The 23,746-nt window shown below is 40.1% G+C and carries 15 protein-coding genes, 8 tRNA genes and 1 riboswitch; of the genes, 22 read left to right on the forward strand and 1 reads right to left on the reverse strand.

Annotated features, from left to right (window positions below):
- Nucleotides 1-77: 77 nt before the first annotated feature.
- The 18 genes from HMPREF0519_RS09040 to rpoC all read left to right on the forward strand — a co-directional run bounded on the left by HMPREF0519_RS09040 (nt 78) and on the right by rpoC (nt 18,872).
- Complete coding sequence (locus HMPREF0519_RS09040) at nt 78-767, forward strand: phosphatase PAP2 family protein (RefSeq protein WP_003559466.1); 690 nt, start codon at nt 78-80, stop codon at nt 765-767.
- A 77-nt stretch (nt 768-844) separates the two neighbouring features.
- Nucleotides 845-1,348, forward strand: coding sequence for a GNAT family N-acetyltransferase (locus HMPREF0519_RS09045; RefSeq protein WP_003635639.1), 504 nt, complete (start codon nt 845-847; stop codon nt 1,346-1,348).
- 81 nt (nt 1,349-1,429) lie between these two features.
- Nucleotides 1,430-1,608: riboswitch (Lysine riboswitch) on the forward strand.
- A 96-nt stretch (nt 1,609-1,704) separates the two neighbouring features.
- Nucleotides 1,705-3,186 carry an amino acid permease gene (locus HMPREF0519_RS09050; RefSeq protein WP_003635641.1) on the forward strand — a complete coding sequence of 494 codons (1,482 nt, stop codon included), beginning with the start codon at nt 1,705-1,707 and terminating at the stop codon, nt 3,184-3,186.
- A 133-nt stretch (nt 3,187-3,319) separates the two neighbouring features.
- Nucleotides 3,320-4,366, forward strand: coding sequence for a tagatose 1,6-diphosphate aldolase (locus HMPREF0519_RS09055; protein ID WP_003635643.1), 1,047 nt, complete (start codon nt 3,320-3,322; stop codon nt 4,364-4,366).
- An 81-nt stretch (nt 4,367-4,447) separates the two neighbouring features.
- Entirely contained in the window at nt 4,448-5,086 is a 639-nt protein-coding gene (locus HMPREF0519_RS09060) for a deoxynucleoside kinase (protein ID WP_003559474.1), read from the forward strand.
- A gap of 336 nt (nt 5,087-5,422) precedes the next feature.
- Entirely contained in the window at nt 5,423-6,706 is a 1,284-nt protein-coding gene (gene serS / locus HMPREF0519_RS09065; RefSeq protein WP_003635645.1) for a serine--tRNA ligase, read from the forward strand.
- 588 nt (nt 6,707-7,294) lie between these two features.
- A tRNA-Val gene (locus tag HMPREF0519_RS09070) sits at nt 7,295-7,367 on the forward strand.
- Between the two features lie 2 nt (nt 7,368-7,369).
- Nucleotides 7,370-7,442, forward strand: a tRNA-Lys gene (locus HMPREF0519_RS09075).
- A gap of 18 nt (nt 7,443-7,460) precedes the next feature.
- A tRNA-Leu gene (locus tag HMPREF0519_RS09080) sits at nt 7,461-7,542 on the forward strand.
- A 16-nt stretch (nt 7,543-7,558) separates the two neighbouring features.
- Nucleotides 7,559-7,632, forward strand: a tRNA-Thr gene (locus HMPREF0519_RS09085).
- Nucleotides 7,633-7,636: 4 nt separating this feature from the next.
- Nucleotides 7,637-7,708 (forward strand) — tRNA-Gly (locus HMPREF0519_RS09090).
- Between the two features lie 57 nt (nt 7,709-7,765).
- Nucleotides 7,766-7,839 (forward strand) — tRNA-Arg (locus HMPREF0519_RS09095).
- Between the two features lie 35 nt (nt 7,840-7,874).
- Nucleotides 7,875-7,948, forward strand: a tRNA-Pro gene (locus tag HMPREF0519_RS09100).
- A gap of 63 nt (nt 7,949-8,011) precedes the next feature.
- Nucleotides 8,012-8,085: transfer RNA gene (locus HMPREF0519_RS09105), tRNA-Pro, on the forward strand.
- Nucleotides 8,086-8,359: 274 nt separating this feature from the next.
- Nucleotides 8,360-8,827, forward strand: coding sequence for a CtsR family transcriptional regulator (locus HMPREF0519_RS09110; RefSeq protein ID WP_003559478.1), 468 nt, complete (start codon nt 8,360-8,362; stop codon nt 8,825-8,827).
- Nucleotides 8,828-8,842: 15 nt separating this feature from the next.
- Complete coding sequence (locus tag HMPREF0519_RS09115) at nt 8,843-11,338, forward strand: ATP-dependent Clp protease ATP-binding subunit (protein WP_003635647.1); 2,496 nt, start codon at nt 8,843-8,845, stop codon at nt 11,336-11,338.
- A gap of 226 nt (nt 11,339-11,564) precedes the next feature.
- Nucleotides 11,565-15,182, forward strand: coding sequence for a DNA-directed RNA polymerase subunit beta (gene rpoB, locus HMPREF0519_RS09120; RefSeq protein ID WP_003635651.1), 3,618 nt, complete (start codon nt 11,565-11,567; stop codon nt 15,180-15,182).
- Between the two features lie 18 nt (nt 15,183-15,200).
- A complete protein-coding gene (gene rpoC / locus HMPREF0519_RS09125; protein ID WP_003635653.1) occupies nt 15,201-18,872 on the forward strand; it encodes a DNA-directed RNA polymerase subunit beta' in 3,672 nt (1,223 codons plus the stop codon).
- A gap of 87 nt (nt 18,873-18,959) precedes the next feature.
- On the opposite strand, the gene HMPREF0519_RS09130 is transcribed toward rpoC, so the two are convergent.
- Entirely contained in the window at nt 18,960-19,658 is a 699-nt protein-coding gene (locus HMPREF0519_RS09130) for a prepilin peptidase (protein ID WP_003635655.1), read from the reverse strand.
- A gap of 236 nt (nt 19,659-19,894) precedes the next feature.
- Between HMPREF0519_RS09130 and rpsL the strand changes: the two genes are divergently transcribed.
- The 4 genes from rpsL (at nt 19,895) to rpsJ (ending at nt 23,720) form a co-directional block, all read left to right on the forward strand.
- A complete protein-coding gene (gene rpsL / locus HMPREF0519_RS09135) occupies nt 19,895-20,308 on the forward strand; it encodes a 30S ribosomal protein S12 (RefSeq protein ID WP_003559489.1) in 414 nt (137 codons plus the stop codon).
- 54 nt (nt 20,309-20,362) lie between these two features.
- Nucleotides 20,363-20,833 carry a 30S ribosomal protein S7 gene (rpsG, locus tag HMPREF0519_RS09140; protein ID WP_003559492.1) on the forward strand — a complete coding sequence of 157 codons (471 nt, stop codon included), beginning with the start codon at nt 20,363-20,365 and terminating at the stop codon, nt 20,831-20,833.
- A 75-nt stretch (nt 20,834-20,908) separates the two neighbouring features.
- On the forward strand, nt 20,909-23,011 hold the full coding sequence (fusA, locus tag HMPREF0519_RS09145; protein WP_003559494.1) for an elongation factor G: 2,103 nt from the start codon (nt 20,909-20,911) through the stop codon (nt 23,009-23,011).
- A 400-nt stretch (nt 23,012-23,411) separates the two neighbouring features.
- The gene (gene rpsJ / locus HMPREF0519_RS09150) at nt 23,412-23,720 is read left to right on the forward strand and encodes a 30S ribosomal protein S10 (RefSeq protein ID WP_035444678.1); all 309 of its coding nucleotides are present in this window, start codon (nt 23,412-23,414) and stop codon (nt 23,718-23,720) included.
- Nucleotides 23,721-23,746: the final 26 nt, after the last annotated feature.

Here is a 23,746-nt window from a genome sequence, read left to right on the forward strand (position 1 = left end):
AATTTGAATAAAAAAACGCGTTAATGAATGTGATATACTCAAAACTGAGATTTATTTCGTAGAGAGGATTGTTGAAGATGTTTGGGAACGAAGGTTACATGATGATCGATAGGGATGTGAACCGGGCTTTTAAGCTGCTGGTTAGTATCATTATTACCCTGTTATTATCAATTTCGGTGGCATTTAATTTCGACTATTTGCAATTTTTGGATTCAATTTTTACTACTGCAATCCAAGGAAAAGCGCCAAGTGAGCTTTTAGAGAAAATATATTTGCTGATATCGTTTTTGGCAAGTCCAAAGATGGATATATTGTGGGTGTTTGTCATCGCTTTTTTCTTGTGGGGATTTAAATACAAAATCCCAGCGTTATGGGCAATCTTTACGCTTGGCGGTGGGGATATCATTGGTTTTGTGGTGAAGCACCTTGTTAAGCGCCATCGGCCGCCGCTTCATCTTGGCGTAGACAATGGGTACAGTTATCCCAGCGGCCATGTACTTGGCTTTTTCCTGATTATGGCTGTTTTGTGGATTTCTGTGATCCCGTTGATTAAGTATGCATCGATACGTTGCATTTTACGAATTCTGATGTGTATTGTACTTATTCTAGTGATGTTTTCCAGGGTTTATCTGAATGCGCATTATCCCACGGATACACTGGGAGCCGCGTTAGTTGCGTATAGCTGGTTGTTAATTTCAGAAATGTTTTATGTTAAATTTGCCCCACAGGTTGCCCGATTCCGCTTTGTCGTGAATACAAAGGTTTAAGTTGATTCTATGTGATTTGTTTTTCATTAGGGCCGTTGCTGATACTTAACGGAGAACAGTTTTGAGAGGTTTTAAAATTGACGATTTATACACAGCGGCTGGTTATTCGGCATCTTGGCCTGGATGATTATCCCCAATATGCTGATTTAACGTCCCAGCCGGAAGTTGAAAGCGGTGCGGGCTTTAACTTGATCAATAACCCCCAGATGATTCAAAGTGCCTTAAAGCGGCAGCTGCGAGCACCTGGATCGTACGGCATTTTTAAGGGATCTCAATTAATTGGCGCAATTTTATTATTTAAACGAATCGGGAAAGGCGGCCGTCCGGATGATCATCATTTGGAAATGAGTTATTTCCTGACGCCGACCTGTTGGGGACAGGGTTATATGAGCGAAGCAATTGCCGGCCTCATAGCTAATCTTCGGGGACACCCTTTGATTAAGTCGATTGTTGCCGAGGTATTTGTTGATAACAAGCGCTCAATGGCCCTTTTAAAGCGTCTAAAGTTCGCATTTGTAACGGAGATACGTGATCCGATTGTTGGCCGTCAAAAGGTGATTTATGAGTTGAAGCTGACATGATAAAACCACGTTTGTTGTCATATGTCATGAATTGAGTTACAATTCTTAGTGTTAAAAAGTAAATAATCAGACAAATCAATGTATTCGAGTAGAGGCGCATTCATTAAGAGTATATTTCAGGAACTTGAAAAGAAGTTGGGACTGAAGTAAAAAGGGATGAGTGCCGAAATGGACAGTTACTTTTCTGACTGTCTGTTGGGACTTAATTTAACAAATTAAGGACTGTCGTGGTTTGACCGCCACGGGGAGCTATCAAGATGTTGAAAAACACTTACCGTCTCTTTCAATATATTTTTGAAAGGGACTTTTTTTGTAGTCTGATTCGGATCAAAAATTTAGAGATGAGGTTTTAGATAATGGATGAAAATGGAAACGACGGCAATGGCCAGGTTAAAAGGGGCCTTAAGGCGCGTCATGTGTCAATGATTGCCCTTGGTGGCTGTATTGGTACCGGATTATTTGTTGCCAGTGGGTCTGCCATTTCTCAAGCGGGTCCTTTGGGGGCGTTAACAGCGTACTTCTTTATGGGGATGATGGTTTATTTCTTAATGACCAGCTTAGGTGAAATGGCAACCAACATGCCGATTTCCGGATCGTTTGCTGCCTATTCAGCTAAGTATGTAGATCCTGCTTTGGGGTTTGCGATGGGGTGGAATTATTGGTTTAACTGGGCGATTACCGTTGCCGTTGATATCAGCACGGCTGCACTGGTAATGGCATTTTGGCTTCCTAATATTCCTCAATGGATTTGGAGTGCAATTGCGTTAGTCATTATTTTATCGATTAATGCAATGTCGGTTAGGGCGTTTGGCGAAACGGAATTTTGGATGTCCCTGATTAAAGTTGTGACCATCATTATTTTCTTGGGTGTTGGTTGTTTAACAATTTTTGGCATTATGGGTGGCCATTTTATTGGGTTAAGAAATTTTTCTATCAAACAAGCTCCCTTTGTTGGTGGGTTTCCTGCTATTTTGAGTGTCTTTGTTGTCGCTGGATTTTCATTTCAAGGAACGGAGCTGGTTGGTATTACAGCCGGTGAATCTCAAGATCCGCAACACAGTGTCCCAAAGGCGATTAATGAAGTCTTTTGGCGAATTATTTTATTCTATATATTGACTATTTTCGTGATTGCGGCAATTATTCCGTATACGAGTCACTCACTGTTGGGATCCAGTACGACAGATATCGCCATTAGTCCGTTTACGTTAGTCTTTCAACGAGCCGGTTTAGCCGCGGCAGCCAGTATTATGAATGCTGTTATTTTAACCTCGGTTATTTCTTCAGCCAATTCGGGAATGTATGCATCAACACGAATGTTGTACTCCCTTTCAAATAGTGGCTATGCGCCTAAGCGATTTGGTAAGACTGCTGCAAACGGCATCCCTTACTATGCTTTGATCGCAACAACGGTTGTATCGCTTCTGACATTTATTTCAAGTATTGCCGGACCGAAGATTTACATGTGGCTGGTAGCCGCGTCCGGATTGACCGGATTTATTGCCTGGTTTGGAATCGCTATTTCGCATTATCGATTTAGAAGGGCTTTTGTTAAGCAGGGGCACGATTTGAAGGAATTGAAGTACCATGCCAAATTGTTCCCGTTCGGCCCAATTCTTTGTTTGATTTTATGTATTTTGGTTATAGTGGGACAAAATCCAAGTGCGTTTATGCATTTTGATTGGACACAAATTTTAGTGACGTATATTAGTGTGCCACTGGTACTGGTTTTATATTTTGGCTATAAGCTGAAAAAGCATACGAAAATCATCCCACTTGAAAAGGTTGATATTTCCCCATCTCACGAAGAGGAAGATCTTTCAAAACTAAATGATAATTAATCTCATTTTCAATAATTGGACTATCCCATATTGGGGTAGTCCAATTATTTTTATTGTACAGAACAATTGCGGTAGAGTATAATAACTAAATAGAATTTAACAATTGGTATATTAAAAATATGAGGTGATATTTATGGCAAAAAAGCTCCTTTCAAAGGGCAAATATCAAAGAATGTTGAAATTAACTAATGATGAAGGGAAAATTGATGCATTGGCGTTAGATCAACGTGGATCGTTAGTCAAAATGATGAAAACAGCTTCGGAAAAATACGGAAAGCTTTTCAGTATGAAGATGGTTTATGATTTTAAAAAAGTCGTTTCCCGCATTTTAAGTCCGTTGAGTTCTGCCGTTTTACTGGATGAGCAAATGGGCTTCAAGGGTATTGAAGCGAAAGATCCAGACACTGGCTTGATTATGTCTTATGAAAAGACCGGCTATGATGCCAACGAGCCCGGCCGACTACCAAGCTTGATTCCTGATCAATCGGCCCAGATTATGGTTTCCAAAGGTGCGGACGCGTTAAAAGTATTACTTTATTTTAATCCGGATGATCCTGATGAAATTAACGACCAAAAGAAAGCCTTCGCAGAACGGTATGGTACTGAAGGACTGGCTGCCGAAACGCCGACATTTTTTGAGATTGTGACTTATGATGATCGATACGATAGTAAATCATTGGAATTTGCCAAAGAAAAGCCGGATTTTGTTCTTCGGGCTATGAAAGAATTTACCCAGGATAAATATCATATCGATGTTTTAAAAATGGAAGTACCATTCAACCCAACGTACATCGAGGGTTGGGATGCGAGTGCCGGTAAGTCGGCTTATACTGAGGATCAAGCAAAGGGATACCTCAAACAATTAAGTGATGAAGCAACCCGACCGTTTATTTTCCTGAGTGCCGGTGTTCCAACAGATATCTTCCAGCGTGAACTTAGACTTGCAGGGAGTGCAAGTGCCCAATTTAATGGTGTATTGAGTGGGCGCGCAACTTGGATTGAGGGCGTCGATCTGTTTGTCCGCGATGGAGAAGATGGTTTGGTTGAGTGGCTGAAACGTAAAGGAACTCGGAATGTTACCGATCTAACCAAGATTCTTTCGGAAAATGCAACGCCATGGTTTGAAGCATATGGCGGTAAAGATAACATTCAGGTAATTGATATTTCTGATTTAAAATAATCGGTACTAGATGTTGCACCCACTATTCAGAACTAGTACAATATATTGTGCTGCTATAAAAATGAATAAGGGGATTTAAACATGCTTGTTTTAGCTGGAACGATCGGTGCTGGGAAAACGTCACTGACTCATATGCTGTCAAAACATCTCGGAACGCCGGCCTATTATGAATCAGTTGATCATAATCAGATTTTGCCGCTTTTTTATAAAGACCCGAAAAAATATGCGTTCCTATTGCAAATTGATTTTTTGAATCGCCGAATGGCCGATATCAAAAAGGCGTGGAAAAATGAAGAAAGCGTTTTGGACCGCTCTATTTTTGAAGATTCATTGCTATTTCATTTAAATGCTGATCTTGGTCGGGCAACTGAAACAGAAGTTAATATTTACGATTCTTTGCTGCAAAATATGATGCAGGAGTTGCCACATACTTCCCATAGTAAGAATCCCGATCTGCTGATTCACATCAACATATCGTTTGAGACGATGTTGGCGCGTATTAAGAAACGTGGTCGACCGTTTGAACAAATTGATAACGATCCTAGTTTATATCAGTATTACAAGGATCTTAATCAACGCTATCAGCAATGGTATGAAAATTATGACAAATCAGCTAAAATTCAAATTAATGGTGATCGATTTGACTTTGTTGAAAAGGACACTGATAGACATGCTGTCTTTGATTTGATCGATCAGAAAATAAACCAATTAGCAATTTGACTGCTTGTGATTTGGAAAAAAATTCGTTATAATCGAGACAGATTAAAACGTTTTGTGCCTATTAAGTAGATTACAGAGAGACAATGGTTGGTGTGAATTGTTATCGAATATTCCAGCACAAGTTAATGGGCGGGTAATGCCGCACGGTTGTATGCCGTTACCATACTTTGAGAGCTTGACAAAAATGTCGAGAACTTGGGTGGTACCGCGAAAAGAATCCTTCGTCCCAGTGACGAAGGATTCTTTTTTTTGTCGGCATTGAAACTAATTGTGTTGGCTGTTGATTTCAAAACAACTTGATGATACTGAAAACCTATGAGGAGGAACAATTTACCTATGCTTGATATTAAAAAGATTCGAAAAGATCCCGATTACACTAAGGAAAAACTTGCAACCAGAGGAATCAAGGCTGAAACAATTGATGAACTACTGGGATTTGACGCCAAAAGACGTGATTTGATTGTAAAATCCGAATCATTGAAAGCGACTCGAAATGATGTTTCAGATAAAATTTCTCAATTAAAACGAAACAAGGAAGATGCTTCTGAAGCCATTGCCGAAATGAAAAAAACTGGTCAAACAATTAAGGATTTGGATGAGCAGCTGCACCAAATTGAGATTGATGAAAATGATTTGGCAGCCCACTTACCTAATATTCCCGCGGATGATGTGCCTGTGTCCTTAACAGAAGATGGGTCAGTGGAATTACGAAGAGTTGGTGAGACGCCTTCCTTCGGATTTAAGCCAAAACATCATTGGGATATTGGAGAGAATTTGGGGATCTTAGATTTCGAGCGGGCAGCAAAAGTTTCCGGTAGTCGGTTTGTTTATTATATGGGTGATGGTGCATTGCTTGAGCGCGCCGTTTATAACTTTTATTTGGATCAAAATACCGAAGCCAGTTACCAAGAGGTGATTCCCCCGTATATGGTAAACGGTGCCTCGATGTATGGAACCGGACAATTTCCAAAGTTCCTGGAAAGTAAAGCCGGTTACGAAATCACCGGTACTGATCTGACGATGATTCCAACTGCTGAAGTACCGCTTGTTAACTATTATAGAAATGAAATTATTCCTGAAGAAAAATTGCCGGTATCATTTACTGCCTTGTCACCAGCTTTTCGTTCAGAGGCCGGTAGCGCTGGTCGGGATACAAAAGGATTGATCCGATTACATCAATTTAATAAGGTTGAAATGGTGAAATTTACTAAACCGGAAGATTCTTGGGATGCGTTGGAGCAAATTACTCATCAGGCTGAAGATAATTTGAAGAAGCTTGGGCTTGCCTACCATGTCATCACATTGACAACCAGCGATATGAGCTTCACGGCGGCGATGACTCATGATTTAGAAGTCTGGTTCCCTGCTCAGGATAAGTATCGTGAGATTTCGAGTTGCTCTAATACAACCGATTTCCAGGCCCGCAGAGCTCATATTCAATATCGTGACGAAGATGGAAAGCTTCATTATGTTCATACGTTAAATGGTTCGGGATTGGCTGTTGGGCGGACCGTTGCAGCTATCTTGGAAAATTATCAAAATGAAGATGGATCAGTTACGATTCCAGAAGTTTTGCGACCATACATGCATGGCAAAACTAAAATTGAAAAACAACGTTAAAAAAATGCAAAAAAGTTAAAATTAAAAAAGATAGCTGAATTTTTCTAACGTATATAATTATGTAACCCAAATTAGGAACCGACTGGTTAATGACTTGGGCTACAAATTAATTGCTTCGAGATCCCCCTCTCACTGCAGTTAGTTTAATCGTTATCCCCCTAATTCTTGAAACACGAAAACGATTTAATCGGATTCGTCGGAGAGATAAGTTGAGATTGGAACTTTGACTTGTTCCAATCTCTTTTTTTATCCAAAGAAAAGACAGAAACGAGGACGTACTTTAAGCAATTTGGTAATCAGTACCTATATCTTTAAGCCTATGCGGTAAAAGGGATCTGGATTTGTTATCTTTGAAAAAATGCAGGATTCATAAAAAATTCAAGAAAATTAAAAAATGTTCTGGTAAAGACGGACAGAATACGCTATAATATCTCTTGTCGGAAATTCGTTAAACACTTTCGATACCGGCTCAGACAACTAACTAAATTAAAATTACTTCTTGACTTCGAGTTAGTAATAATGGTAAAATTTAATAGTTGTTTTGATGTTGTAACTACCAACAACATATGGATTCATGAATGATTTCATGGAGGATTAGCTCAGCTGGGAGAGCATCTGCCTTACAAGCAGGAGGTCACAGGTTCGATCCCTGTATCCTCCATTGAGCCGTTAGCTCAGTTGGTAGAGCATCTGACTTTTAATCAGAGGGTCGGCAGTTCGAGACTGCCACGGCTCATTGCCAGTTTTTTACAATGCGGGCGTGGCGGAACTGGCAGACGCGCTAGATTTAGGTTCTAGTGTCTTATGACGTGGGGGTTCGAATCCCTTCGCCCGCATAGAACCATTATATATGCCGACTTAGCTCAGTTGGTTAGAGCGCTTCACTAGTAATGAAGAGGTCGGGCGTTCGAATCGTCTAGTCGGCATTTTGCGGAAGTAGTTCAGTGGTAGAACATCACCTTGCCATGGTGGGGGTCGCGGGTTCGAATCCCGTCTTCCGCTTCCTCGGTAGTCCTAATATCGGGAAGTATCGAGATACTTAAACTTAATAGTTATTTTGCACCCATAGCGCAACTGGATAGAGTGTCTGACTACGAATCAGAAGGTTGTAGGTTCGACTCCTACTGGGTGCATTTTTTATTGCCATGAATTTAACAACTGGCAGTCTCGGGAAGTAGCTCAGCTTGGTAGAGCACCTGGTTTGGGACCAGGGGGTCGCAGGTTCGAATCCTGTCTTCCCGATTTTTTGTCTCATAGCAGTTATATGTGATATATTGTTATTGTTAATTAAATATACTTGATTATCGGGAAATAGCTCAGCTTGGTAGAGCACTACGTTCGGGACGTAGGGGTCGCAAGTTCAAATCTTGTTTTCCCGATTTTTTTGTCTCTATTTTTTGATATTTTGCCGTTGAGGGCTTTATGATTGATTTTTCTTCTATGATATTATATAAATATGTTCCGAGTTTTGAAGCATGCCGGAAGACTTGGAATTGAGATTCTTGCTGTTGCAGGATACAAAAGATAACCGTTTTTTTCACAATGATTAAGGGTCAACAATATGAATTAAAGGGTGTTGAATCCTTTTCTTTGCATTTTCTCACTTTCTTCGTATAATTAAAGTCAATATTAGTCAAAGAATTGGGTGAGAGCATGGCCGACGAAAACATTTCTGATTTAATTGAACGTTACTTGAAGGAAATACTTGCCGACAACGAACAAGTGAAAATTCGCCGATCGGAAATTGCTGGATTATTTGACGTTGTTCCGTCGCAAATTAATTATGTTATTAACACGCGTTTTACAATTCAAAATGGGTATATTGTTGAAAGTAAAAGGGGTGGTGGCGGCTACATTAGAATAGAGAAGGTTCATTTATTAGATGATATTGACGTGTTGAACTCTTTGATTGACGCAATTGGTAACAAATTGTCGAAAAGAGATAGTGAAACCATCGTCCAAACGTTATATAATAATGACTTAATTAGTCGTCGTGAAGTGAGCATTATTTTAGCGGCGATTGACAAAGATGCAATTGACCTTAACAATAGTGATTTAACTGATATCATGAGAGCAAACATTATGGTATCAATATTGAATCGTTTGCGTTACGAACGATAGAAAGCGAGGGTATCTATGAATAATTTATTCACTCCAAGCGCTAAGAACGTTTTAACCATTGCTCAGGAACAGGCAAAAAAATTTAAGCATCAAGCTATCGGTACTGAGCACCTGTTACTAGGTCTATTGATTGAAACTAATGGGATCGCATATAAGGCTCTTCAACAGTTCTCAGTGACTGCGGAAGACATTACAGAAGAAGTAGAACGCTTTGCCGGGTATGGTAATCTGAAGGATCTTAGCCGTAACGATTATTTACCATACTCTCCTAAGGCTAAGGAAGTATTGGCACAAGCCGGAGAATTTGCGAAGAAAAATGGCGTTCCCAAAGTTGGAACAGAGCACATTTTACTTTCATTATTAACAGATGAAACGATTCTTTCTTCAAGAATTTTGATTAACTTAGGCCTTGATTTATCACAAATTCGTAAGGTAACTTTAAGAAAGATGGGGATTAGTGGCGGCTCAATGGCATCTAATATGTCATCAAAGCAACGGGGCGCCCGTCCATCCAAACAAAAAGACAGTAAAACACCAACTATTGATTCACTAGCTCGTGATTTAACTGAAATGGCACGTGAGAATCGTTTGGACCCAACCATTGGCCGTGATTTGGAAGTTAAGCGGGTTGTTCAAATCCTTGCGCGACGAACTAAAAATAATCCGGTTCTAATTGGTGAGCCTGGGGTTGGTAAAACTGCAATTGCAGAAGGACTTGCAGAGCGAATTGTAAACGGTGATGTGCCGGGGGACATGGTTAATAAGCGTTTAATGATGCTTGACATGGGTTCACTGGTTGCCGGGACCAAATATCGTGGTGAGTTTGAAGATCGGCTTAAGAAAGTCATCGAGGAGATTTATCAAGACGGAAATATCATTCTGTTTATTGATGAATTGCATACGTTGATTGGTGCCGGTGGTGCAGAAGGCGCTATTGACGCTTCCAATATTTTGAAACCAGCGTTAGCACGTGGCGAGCTTCAATTAATCGGTGCCACTACTCTTGATGAATATCAAAAATATATTGAATCGGATGCAGCATTGGAACGTCGATTTGCCAAAGTTACGGTTGATGAACCAACGGCAGATGAGACCGTTCAGATTTTAAAGGGCCTGCGTCCTAAATACGAACAACATCATCATGTTGAAATTACTGACGATGCTATTGAAACAGCTGTTAATCTTTCCAATCGTTATATCAGTGATCGCTTCCTTCCAGACAAAGCCATTGATTTAATGGATGAAGCTGCTGCCAAGGTACGAATTGACCATCTGCAAAATTCAGATGTTGTCGACGATCATAAGAAACTTTCAGATCTCCTTGCTCAACTGAATGAGTCACTTGTTGCCCAAGACTACGAGAAAGCTTCGAAGATTCGAAAACAGGCTAATAAATTACAAGATGAGCTAACTAAGCAAGATGAGGAGCCGGAAGAATCATCTGAGGCTCATTATCCGGTTAAAGAAACCAGTCAGGATGTGGCTCAAATTGTTGCCGAATGGACTGGCATTCCAGTTACTCGTTTGAGTAAAACCGAAGCAGATCGGTTAGTTAATTTGGAAGCTGTTCTTCATCAACGAGTTGTTGGCCAAGAAGAAGCTATTTCAGCCGTTTCACGTTCGATTCGTCGAGCACGAAGCGGACTGAAAGATCCAAATCGCCCAATTGGTTCATTTATGTTCTTGGGGCCTACAGGTGTAGGTAAAACAGAGCTTGCAAAGGCGGTTGCTGAGGCGGTCTTCGGCTCTGAGGACGATATGATTCGGGTTGACATGAGTGAGTATATGGAAAAGTACTCAACCAGTCGTTTGATTGGATCTGCACCGGGATACGTTGGCTACGATGAAGGCGGCCAATTAACTGAAAAAGTTCGACAAAAACCTTATTCGGTTGTTCTGTTTGATGAAGTTGAAAAGGCACATCCGGATGTTTTCAACTTGCTTTTGCAAGTGCTTGATGATGGCTATTTGACGGATTCCAAAGGTCGAAAGATTGATTTTAGAAATACGGTTATTATCATGACTTCCAACTTGGGTGCTACGACACTTCGTGATAAGAAGACCGTTGGTTTTGGCCAAGAAGATACCAAGGAAGATTACAGTGCAATGAAGAACACGATTAATGCTGCTCTTAAGCAACGATTCCGTCCAGAATTCTTGAACCGAATTGATGAAGTTGTTGTCTTCCACTCATTGACCAAGGCAGAACTTGACCAGATCGTTAAGTTAATGACTAAACCGGTTATTAAACGAATCCATGATCAGGGAATTGATATTAAAGTTACCAAAACTGCGATTGGGATTATTTCAAAAGTTGGGTTTGATCCTCAATATGGTGCACGTCCAATTCGTCGAGCTATTCAAACTGAGCTTGAGGATAATTTAAGTGCAAAATTATTGTCGAAAGAAATTGTTCCAGGTGATTCGGTTACTGTTGGTGGTCGAAACAATCAGATTACAATTTCTGTGAAGAAGCCTGATCGACAGGCACTGGTTAATAATAAAAAATAGAATATGATTCTCGAGACTTTTATTTGACAATTATCAATTTAGTTGGTATAGTCTTAATTGTATTTGTTGTGAATCGAAATGGTCGATGCGATCTATTGTCCGGATTGGCCTGCATAAAAAACCAAAAGCAAGTCGAGCTTGTTTTTGGATTTTTTTTGCCAAAAATCAGCTAAAAAGGGCAATTGTAATCAAAATGTAACATTTCGGTTCCGGAATTTTTGGAGAGGTGAAAAACTTGGCAGGACACTTAGTTAAATATGGAAAACACCGTACCCGACGAAGTTACGCACGGATTAAAGAAGTGCTTGATCTCCCAAACCTTATTGAAATCCAGACTAATTCTTACAACTGGTTTTTAAAAGACGGCCTTCGTGAGACCTTCGACGGTATTATGCCAATCGATGATTTTCAAGGAAAGCTTTCATTAGAGTTTGTGGATTATCAGCTATTAGAACCAAAGTACACTGTTGACGAAGCACGTGAACATGAAGCAAATTATTCAGCACCACTTCATATCACATTGAAATTAACCAATCACGAGACTGATGAAATCAAGACACAAGATGTATTCTTTGGCGATTTCCCATTAATGACTGATCAAGGTACTTTTATCATTAACGGCGCTGAACGAGTTATTGTTTCACAATTGGTTCGTTCACCCAGTGTTTATTATCATGAAGACACTGATAAAAATGGTCGTATTTCATATGGAACCACGGTTATCCCTAATAGAGGTGCCTGGCTTGAATTTGAAACTGACTCAAAGAACATTTCATATGTTCGAATTGACCGAACTAGAAAGATTCCGCTTACTGAATTGATAAGAGCTTTCGGATTTGGTAGTGATGGTGAAATCACTGACATTTTGGGGGACAACGATAGTCTTGAATTAACGCTTGAAAAAGATGTCCATAAGGATACTGACGATTCACGTGTTGAAGAGTCACTGAAAGATATTTACGAACGTTTGCGGCCAGGTGAGCCTAAAACTGCTGAATCATCAAGAAGTTTACTGACAGCACGCTTCTTTGATCCAAAGCGTTATGATATGGCGCCTGTTGGTCGTTATAAAACCAACAAGAAACTTAGTTTGAAGAATCGTCTTTTGGGATTGACATTGGCTGAAACACTTGCTGATCCGGAAACTGGTGAAGTTATTGTCCAAAAGGACACTGTTGTTACCAAAGACGTTATGAAAAAATTGTCACCATATTTGGATCAAAAAGAATTTAAAGCCTATACCTTTAATCCTTCTGACGAAGCTGTTGTGACTGAACCAATGACGGTTCAAATCATTAAGGTGTACTCAGCAAACGATCCTGAAAAGGTTGTGCCGTTAATTGGCAATGACAATATTCCACTGGCATTCAAGCACATTACACCAGCCGACATTATCGCTTCGATGAACTACTTCTTTAATCTTCAAGAGGGCATTGGTTCAATTGATGATATTGATCACTTGGGTAATCGACGAATTCGTTCAGTTGGTGAGTTACTGCAAAACCAATTCCGAATTGGCTTGTCACGAATGGAACGTGTTGTTCGTGAAAGAATGTCGATTCAGGATACGTCAACTGTGACACCACAACAATTGATTAATATTCGTCCAGTAGTTGCTTCAATCAAAGAATTCTTTGGATCATCACAATTGTCGCAATTCATGGACCAAACTAACCCGCTTGGTGAGTTAACCCATAAGCGTCGTTTATCTGCTCTTGGACCTGGTGGCTTGACTCGTGATCGTGCCGGGTATGAAGTTCGAGACGTCCACTATACCCATTACGGCCGTATGTGTCCGATTGAAACTCCTGAAGGTCCTAACATTGGATTGATCAACAGCTTATCCAGTTATGCTCGGATTAATAAATATGGTTTTATTGAAACACCGTATCGGCGTGTGGATTGGACAAGCCATAAAGTTACTGATCGAATTGATTATTTGACGGCTGACGAAGAAGATAATTTTGTTATTGCACAGGCCAACTCACCGTTGAATGACGACGGGTCCTTTGTTAATAATGTGGTTATGGCTCGCCATAAGTCAAATAATATCGAAATCAGCATCGACAAAGTTGACTACATGGACGTTTCACCTAAACAAGTTGTTGCCGTTGCAACGGCATGTATTCCCTTCTTGGAAAACGATGATTCTAATCGTGCATTGATGGGCGCAAACATGCAGCGTCAGGCTGTTCCATTAGTTGATCCACACGCACCACTTGTTGGTACCGGTATCGAATATAAGGCTGCCCATGACTCTGGCGTTGCACTTATTTGCAAGTTTGCCGGAACAGTTGAGTATGTAGATGCGCGTGAAGTTCGTATTCGTCGCGATGATGGCACGCTTGATAAGTATAAATTAATGAAATTTCGTCGTTCAAACGGTGGTAAAAATTACAACCAACGACCAATTGTCAGAGTTGGCGACCATGTGGATCCTGATGAAGTACTAGCTGATGGACCATCAATGGAGGGCGGAGAATTAGCACTTGGTCAAAACCCAATCGTTGCCTTTATGACTTGGCAAGGTTATAACTTTGAAGATGCAATCGCAATTAGTGAACGTTTGGTTAAAGACGATGTCTATACGTCTATTCATATTGAAGAATATGAATCAGAAACCCGTGATACCAAATTAGGACCCGAGGAAATGACTCGCGAAATTCCTAATGTTGGTGAAGATGCTTTGAAGGACCTTGATGAAGGTGGCACAATTCGAATCGGTGCCGAAGTTCACGATGGCGATATCTTAGTTGGTAAAGTGACACCTAAGGGGGTTACTGAATTATCAGCCGAAGAACGTTTGCTTCATGCCATTTTCGGTGAAAAATCGCGTGAAGTTCGTGATACTTCATTGAGAGTACCTCATGGTGGCGGCGGTATTGTTCAAGATGTTAAGGTCTTTACTCGTGAAAACGGGGATGAATTGTCACCAGGTGTCAATCGCATGGTTCGTGTCTATATCGCCCAGAAACGTAAAATTCAAGTGGGTGATAAGATGTCCGGCCGTCATGGTAACAAAGGTACCGTTTCTGTTGTTATCCCTGAAGAAGATATGCCATTCTTACCAGATGGAACCCCAGTTGATATTATGTTGAGTCCAATGGGTGTGCCATCACGTATGAACATTGGTCAAGTTTTGGAACTTCATTTGGGCATGGCAGCTCGAAAGCTTGGTATTCACGTTGCAACTCCTGTTTTTGATGGTGCTTCTGATAAAGATATCTGGAATGCTGTTAAAGAAGCCGGTATGCCTAAGGATGGAAAATACATTCTTTATGATGGTCGTACAGGTGAACCGTTTGATAAGCCAATTGCAGTTGGTGTTATGCACTACCTGAAGCTTGCCCACATGGTTGATGATAAGATCCATGCACGTTCAATTGGACCTTACTCACTCGTAACGCAACAACCACTTGGTGGTAAAGCACAATTTGGTGGTCAGCGTTTTGGTGAAATGGAAGTTTGGGCACTTGAAGCCTATGGTGCCGCATATACCTTGCAAGAAATTTTGACTTACAAGTCTGATGATGTTGTTGGTCGTGTTAAAACTTATGAAGCAATTGTCAAAGGTGAACCAATTCCAAAGCCGGGTGTTCCTGAGTCATTCCGAGTTCTTGTTAAGGAATTACAATCACTTGGCCTTGATATGAAGGTTCTTGACAGTAGCCATAAGGAAATTGAACTTCGAGATCTTGATGATGACGATGATGTTGTCAATGTTGATGCTTTGAGCAAGATGTCCGATAAAAAAGATCAACAAAAAGCTGAATCCGCTTCTGAAAAAAGGGAAGTTACTGATCAGCCAACCAAACCAACCAATGTAAATAATAGTAATGACTAATCATGGGAGGTCAAACTAGTGGTCGATGTTAATAAATTCGAAAGTATGCAAATTGGGCTAGCCTCTCCCGATAAAATTCGTAGTTGGTCATATGGTGAAGTAAAAAAACCTGAAACCATCAACTACCGAACGTTGAAACCGGAAAAAGACGGTTTGTTCGATGAACGAATTTTCGGTCCAACAAAAGACTGGGAATGTGCTTGCGGTAAGTACAAGCGAATTCGCTACAAGGGAATTGTTTGTGATCGATGTGGCGTTGAAGTTACTCGTTCCAAAGTTCGTCGTGAGCGAATGGGGCACATCGAACTGGCAGCTCCGGTTACCCATATTTGGTATTTTAAGGGAATCCCAAGTCGTATGGGCCTTGTTCTTGATATGAGTCCCCGCGCGTTGGAAGAAATTATTTACTTCGCTTCATACGTTGTTACCGATTCCGGCAACACACCGTTGGAGAAGAAACAATTACTCTCAGAACGTGAGTACCGTGATAAGAAGACTGAATACGGTCCTCGGTTCGAGGCTCAAATTGGTGCCGAAGCAATTAAAACATTGTTAAATGATGTTGATGTTGCAAAGGAAGTTACAGAATTAAAAGATGAATTAAAGAATGCTACCGGTCAAAAGCGGACACGAGCCGTTCGCCGTTTGGATATTTTGGAAGCATTTGTTCAATCCGGTAATAAGTTATCATGGATGGTACTTGATACTATTCCGGTCATTCCACCTGATTTACGACCGATGGTTCAACTTGAAGGTGGCCGTTTTGCAACTTCCGATTTGAATGATTTATATCGTCGTGTTATTAATCGTAACAATCGTTTAAAGAGATTGCTTGACTTGAATGCACCCGGCATTATTGTTCAAAATGAAAAACGGATGCTTCAAGAAGCTGTTGATGCGTTGATTGATAATGGTCGTCGCGGTCGTCCGGTTGCCGGTCCTGGTAACCGTCCACTTAAGTCATTGTCACATATGCTTAAAGGTAAGCAAGGTCGTTTCCGTCAAAACTTACTTGGCAAACGTGTTGATTATTCTGGCCGTTCAGTTATTGATGTTGGTCCAAGTTTAAAAATGAACCAAATGGGTCTTCCAGTTCCAATGGCTATGGAATTATTCAAGCCATTTATCATGAAAGAATTGGTTGGTCGAAAGTTGGCGTCCAACATTAAGAATGCCAAACGTAAAATCGAACGACAAGACGATGATGTTTTCAGTGTTCTTGAAGATGTTATTAAAGAGCATCCAGTTCTGTTGAACCGTGCTCCTACACTTCACCGTTTGGGAATTCAAGCTTTCGAGCCGGTTTTGGTTAGTGGTAAGTCAATGCGACTTCATCCACTGGTATGTGAAGCATATAACGCCGATTTTGACGGTGACCAAATGGCTATTCACGTTCCTTTATCAGACGAGGCTCAGGCTGAATCGCGTCTTTTAATGCTTGCTGCTGGTCATATTCTTGCACCTAAGGATGGAAAACCAGTTGTAACGCCATCACAGGATATGGTTATTGGAAACTATTATTTGACGATGGAAGAGCAGGGTCGTGAAGGCGAAGGGATGATTTTTAATTCACCTGATGAAGTCGGCTTGGCTTTCCGAAATGGGATTGTTCATTGGCATACACGAATTGGGATCAAGGCTTCTGCATATCCTGAAAAGTCATTCACCAAAGAACAATTAGGCAAGATCCTTGTCACATCTGTTGGAAAAGTTATTTTTAATCGAATTTTACCAAAGGATTTCCCTTATATTAACGAACCTACAGACACAAACATTAATGGATTTGTTGATGATAAGTACTTCCTTGAACCGGGTGAAGACATTCATGAACATCTTCAAAACGCAGAACTTGTTCCACCATTTAAAAAAGGCTTCTTGAGTGATATTATTGCCCAAGTCTATAAAATTTATAAGGTAACCGAGACATCTTTCTTCCTGGATCGGATGAAAGACCTTGGTTATGATGAATCAACTAAATCAGGATTGACAGTTGGTATTTCTGATATTACCGAACTTCCTGATAAGCAAGAAATCATCGATGAAGCTCATAAAAAAGTGGAGATGGTTACTAAGCAATTCCGTCGTGGTTTAATTACTGACCATGAGCGTTATGAACGAGTAATTGGCATTTGGAATGATGCTAAAGACGACATTCAAAAACGCTTGATGGAAGCTCAGGATCCTCAAAACCCTATTTATATGATGAGTGATTCCGGTGCTCGTGGTAACATTTCAAACTTTACCCAGCTTGCCGGAATGCGTGGCCTGATGGCCGCTCCTAACGGTGAAATCATGGAATTACCAATTACCTCAAACTTCCGTGAGGGACTTTCCGTTTTGGAAATGTTCATTTCTACCCATGGTGCTCGTAAAGGTATGACTGATACTGCTCTTAAGACTGCCAACTCAGGTTATTTAACCCGTCGACTTGTTGATGTTGCCCAAGATGTTATTGTTCGTGAAAAAGACTGTGGGACTGACCGCGGCCTAACTATCAGTGCAATTACCGAGGGTAACGAAATGATCGAACCACTTTATGATCGAATTGTTGGTCGTTATGCATTAAAGACAGTTAAGAATCCTAAAACCGGTGACGTTATTGTTCCAGCTGAAACAATGATTACTGAAGATCAAGCTCAAAAGATTGATCAATTAGGAATCAAAGAAATTACGATCCGTTCCGCATTTACTTGTAATACCGTTCATGGTGTTTGTGAAAAGTGCTATGGTCGTAACATGGCCACTGGTGATGAAGTTGAAGTTGGTGAAGCTGTTGGTACTGTTGCCGCTCAATCAATTGGTGAACCAGGTACCCAGTTAACAATGCGGAACTTCCATACTGGTGGTGTTGCTGGTAACGCCGATATTACTCAAGGACTTCCCCGAGTTCAAGAAATTTTTGAAGCCCGGAATCCAAAAGGTAAAGCTGAGATCAGTGAAGTTACTGGTACGATTGAATCTATTGAAGAAAATCCTGCTGAAAGAACTAAGGAAGTTACTGTTAAAGGTGAAGCCGATACCAGAACTTACACGGTTCCAATTACAGCTAGGATGAAAGTTGCTGAAGGTGACTTTATCCACCGTGGATCTGCATTGAACGAAGGCTCTGTTGATCCTAAGGAACTTTTAAAGGTTCGGGATGTTCTTTCAACAGAAAACTACCTCTTGCATGAAGTACAAAAAGTTTACCGTATGCAGGGTGTGGAGGTTGCTGATAAGCACGTGGAGATTATGATTCGTCAAATGCTTCGTAAGGTTCGAATCATGGATCCGGGTGATACAGACGTTCTTCCAGGTACTTTAATGGATATTAACGACTTTGGAAGTAGTAATGCGGGTACTGTTATTTCAGGCGGTATTCCAGCGACTGCTCGTCCTGTTCTCCTTGGAATTACTAAAGCTGCTCTTGAAACAAACAGTTTCTTGTCAGCTGCTTCATTCCAGGAAACAACTCGTGTTCTAACGGATGCAGCTATTCGTGGTAAGAACGATCCATTAGTTGGTTTGAAAGAGAACGTTATTATTGGTAAGTTGATTCCGGCCGGTACTGGTATGCCAGACTACCGTGGAATTAAGCCGGAAGAAATTGGCGGTTCTTCAACTGATGGAGTTTACTCAATCAGTGAGCTTGAAGAAAAAATGAAAGCTGAAGATACTAAGAAAAGTAATCCGACAAAAACATCTAAATAAGTTTCGGTAAGTTAAAAGGGTATCATCCTATCATGGGGTGATACCTTTTTTATACATAGGTTTAATGGGCTTCACATTTGCTGATATTTAGGGAGATGCAATTAAAGATAGAAGGGCATTCGCGTAATGCAATGTAATGAAATAACCAAATGTGATAAAGGGAATAAATGGAATCTTATTATCCTTTGGCCAAGGTGCAATAATTAAGTAAATTAAAGCTGTAATACAAGAAATGCACAAAATCCATAAAAGATGACCGATTGAAAGACATAACCATAAACAGAATAAAATATCAATGTCACCATTGCCGATAAGTGTTTGATAGTAATTTAACCATAAGCATAGTCCGTATAATAAGGCTGCAATTACCACTTGAAAAAAGGAATGTTGGCAATTTAATAAGCAGATGCCTGCTAAAATTAAAATTCCGGGAATTGGTATTTGCTTGCTTTTATAGTCAAAAAGGCTAAGATAAATTAACATCAATAATAACAAAATGTAAGGAATAGTTGTGAACGTAACTGGCGTAACAGCTAAACAGGATCCTAATAACAATTCAAAAAGTACAGAGAAGAATGGAATTGACTTTTGACAATAACGACATTTTCCCATCAAGCAGATGTAACTAATGATTGGGATCAAATCATAAGGTGCAAGTACTTGATTACAGTTATCACAGTGGGAACGGGGAAATGTAATTGATTCACATCGAAGTTGACGAGTAACAGCTAAATGAATAAACGATGCCAAACTTGTTCCTAAGAAAAATTGAAAAAATATTATCATAGTTTTTTACCTCTAAAGAATATATACGAAAAAATAATATTTTTATCTTGAATGATTGACACAAATTGCAAGGCATGATAAATTAGACAAGGTGCTTTTTGTGACAGATTCCTGAAATCTCAGACATGCTGACTGTTTAAGACAAAAAGTGTTTGGCGGAACACATTTCTTTTTACATAAAAAAGAACCGCCTGGATGTGTGGACTTAAAACAAATTATGAAAGGAGACCTTTTAGATGCCTACAATTAATCAATTGGTCCGTAAAGGACGTCATTCTAGAAGTTCAAAATCAAAGTCACCAGCTTTAAATTACGCGTACAATAGTTACAAGAAGAAGCAAGTTGTCGTACCTGCTCCTCAAAAGAGAGGTGTTGCAACCCGTGTTGGTACCATGACACCAAAGAAGCCTAATTCAGCTTTACGTAAATATGCCCGTGTTCGTTTATCAAACTTAATCGAAGTTACTGCATATATTCCTGGTATCGGTCACAACTTGCAAGAGCATAGTGTTGTTTTAATTCGTGGTGGTCGTGTTAAGGATTTGCCTGGTGTTCGTTATCACGTTATTCGTGGTGCTCTTGATACAGCTGGTGTTACCGATCGTCGTCAAGGTCGCTCTAAATACGGTACCAAGAAACCTAAAGAATAATTAAAACTATAAAATCTTAATTTTCGTTTTTAGAAAAATGAGGAGGATAACGAAATGCCTAGAAAAGGAAATGTCCAAAAACGGGAAGTACTTCCTGATCCTATGTATAACTCAAAATTGGTAACTCGTTTAATTAACCGCTTAATGTTAGACGGTAAGCGAGGGACTGCATCAGAAATCTTATATGGTGCATTTGATGTTATTAAAGAAGAGACTGGAAATGAACCAGTTGATGTGTTTGAAGAAGCAATGAAGAACGTTATGCCTGTTCTTGAAGTTAAGGCTCGCCGTGTTGGTGGCTCAAACTATCAAGTTCCAATCGAAGTTCGTCCTGATCGTCGAACAACGTTGGGCTTGCGTTGGTTGGTTAATTACGCACGTTTGCGTGGTGAACACACAATGACTGAGCGTCTCGCACGTGAAATTATGGATGCTGCCAATAATACTGGTGCAGCCGTTAAAAAGCGTGAAGATACACACAGAATGGCCGAAGCCAACCGTGCTTTTGCACATTATCGTTGGTAATATAACATTTGTTTTAAGCTTCAATTAAAAAGTGGCTTATGGCCACTTTTTATGCGAATTGGAAGGAGTAACACAATGGCTAACAAACGAGAATTTCCGCTAGAAAAAACTCGTAATATCGGAATTATGGCCCATATCGATGCTGGTAAGACAACGACTACTGAACGTATCTTGTATTATACCGGTAAGATTCACAAGATTGGTGAAACCCATGATGGTGCTTCACAAATGGACTGGATGCCACAAGAACAAGAACGTGGTATTACCATTACTTCTGCTGCAACTACTGCTCAGTGGAAAGATCACCGAATCAACATTATTGATACCCCAGGACACGTTGACTTCACTGTTGAAGTTGAACGTTCCTTGCGTGTTCTTGATGGTGCAATCGCTGTTCTTGATGCTCAAGCTGGTGTTGAACCTCAAACTGAAACTGTTTGGCGTCAAGCATCCGATTACGATGTTCCACGGATTGTTTTTGTTAACAAGATGGATAAAATCGGTGCCAACTTTGACTTCTCAGTACAATCTATTGCTGATCGTTTGAATGCAAAACCACTCGCTATTCAAATGCCAATTGGTGCTGAAGATCAATTCGAAGGGGTTATTGACCTTATCGAAATGAAAGCTGATCTTTACGATGAAGATAAGCTAGGTACTGAATGGGATACTGTTGATGTTCCGGATGAGTATAAAGAAGAAGCTAACAAACGTCGAGAACAATTAGTTGAAACTGTAGCTGATGTTGATGACGATATTATGGATAAGTATCTCGAAGGCGAAGAGATTTCTATTCCTGAGCTTAAGGCTGCAATCCGTAAAGCAACATTGAATCTTGAACTCTTCCCTGTATTGGCAGGTTCAGCATTTAAGAATAAGGGTGTTCAAATGTTAATGGATGCAACCATTGACTACTTGCCATCACCACTTGATGTTAAGCCATATAATGCAATCGATCCTGATACTGGTGATAAGGTTGAGTTAAAAGCAAATGATGATGCAAGTTTTGCTGCTTTAGCATTTAAGGTTGCTACCGATCCGTTTGTTGGTCGTTTAACTTATATTCGAGTATATTCAGGAACTCTAGAATCAGGTTCTTATATTTTAAATGCCACTAAGGACAAGCGTGAACGTGTTGGTCGTTTGCTTCAAATGCATTCAAATCACCGTCAGGAAATTCCAGAAGTGTTCTCAGGTGACATTGCTGCTGCTATTGGTTTAAAGAACACGACTACTGGTGATTCTCTAACTGATGTTGATCATCCACTTCATCTTGAATCTATGGAATTTCCTGATCCAGTTATTCAAGTTGCTGTTGAGCCTAAAACAAAGGCTGATCAAGATAAAATGAATATGGCTTTACAAAAGCTTTCAGAAGAAGATCCTACTTTTAAGGCTGAAACAAACCCTGAAACAGGTGAAACTTTGATTGCTGGTATGGGTGAGTTACATTTGGATATCATCATTGACCGTATGAGACGTGAATTTAACGTTGATGCAACCGTTGGTGCTCCACAAGTTTCTTACCGTGAAGCCTTTACTAAACAAACCTCTGCACAGGGTAAATTTATCCGTCAGTCTGGTGGTAAAGGACAATATGGTGATGTTTGGATTGAATTCACACCAAATGAAGAAGGTAAGGGATTTGAATTTGAGGATGCCATTGTTGGTGGTGTTGTTCCTCGTGAATTCATTCCAGCCGTTGAACAAGGCTTGAAAGAATCATTAGCTAATGGTGTTCTTGCAGGATACCCATTAGTTGATTTGAAAGCTAAGCTATATGATGGTAGTTATCATGAAGTCGATTCTAGTGAAGCCGCATTTAAGGTTGCTGCATCGTTGGCATTGAGAAATGCTGCCAAGACTGCCGCTCCTGTCATTCTTGAACCAATCATGAAGGTTGATATCAACGTTCCTGAAGAGTACATGGGTGACATTATGGGACAAGTTACAGCTCGTCGAGGACGTGTTGATGGCATGGAAAGCAGAAGTGGTGCTGAAGTTATTCATTCATTTGTACCATTAGCAGAAATGTTTGGTTACGCTACAACACTTCGTTCAGCTTCTCAAGGCCGTGGTACCTTTACAATGACATTCGATCATTATTCTGCTGTACCAAAGAGTATTCAAGAAGAGATTATCAAAAAGAACGGCGGCAATACTGCCGATAATAAATAATTAATTTATTTCTTAGGAGATTGGCATTTCGCCAATCTCTTTTTTGTTCTATTTTACTGAATAAGACTCGATTACATTGGAGGTGAGAGGATGTTTAAGATTTAATAATTGATGACAATGCAAATGGTGTGTGTAAACTAAGCATTTAGCTTCAGTCACAATTAAGTTGTTCGTAACAAAAATATTACAAAATTAATTTCTTGTCCTTAGGGCTTGTTTTGAGACGCTTTTTTTAGTACACTAGTTGAGTACTGTTTTTAGGGATAAATGTGTCCAAAAAATCAGTATAGGTGAGCTTTGATGTGAAAGGTTGCGACACACCCGGATGCTTTGCCATGGGTTTGGCGGTAATTTTCACGGAGTTAGTCTTATTTTTAAAATAGACGAAGGAGGGAATACAATGGCAAAACAAAAAATTCGTATTCGTTTAAAGGCATACGAGCATCGTATCCTAGATCAATCTGCAGATAAGATTGTTGCAACGGCACAAAGAACTGGGGCTACTATTTCTGGCCCAATTCCATTGCCAACTGAACGCACAATTTATACTGTGCTTGCTTCACCGCATAAATTTAAAGATGCGCGTGAGCAATTTGAAATTTTGACTCATAAACGATTAATCGATATTTTAAATCCAACCCCAAAGACAGTCGATTCATTAATGAAACTCGATTTGCCTAGTGGTGTTGACATTGAAATCAAACTTTAATTAAATACAGAATATTGGAGGTGTAC

Origin of the sequence: Lentilactobacillus hilgardii DSM 20176 = ATCC 8290 (genome assembly GCF_000159315.1) — a bacterium.
GTDB classification, from domain to species: domain Bacteria; phylum Bacillota; class Bacilli; order Lactobacillales; family Lactobacillaceae; genus Lentilactobacillus; species Lentilactobacillus hilgardii.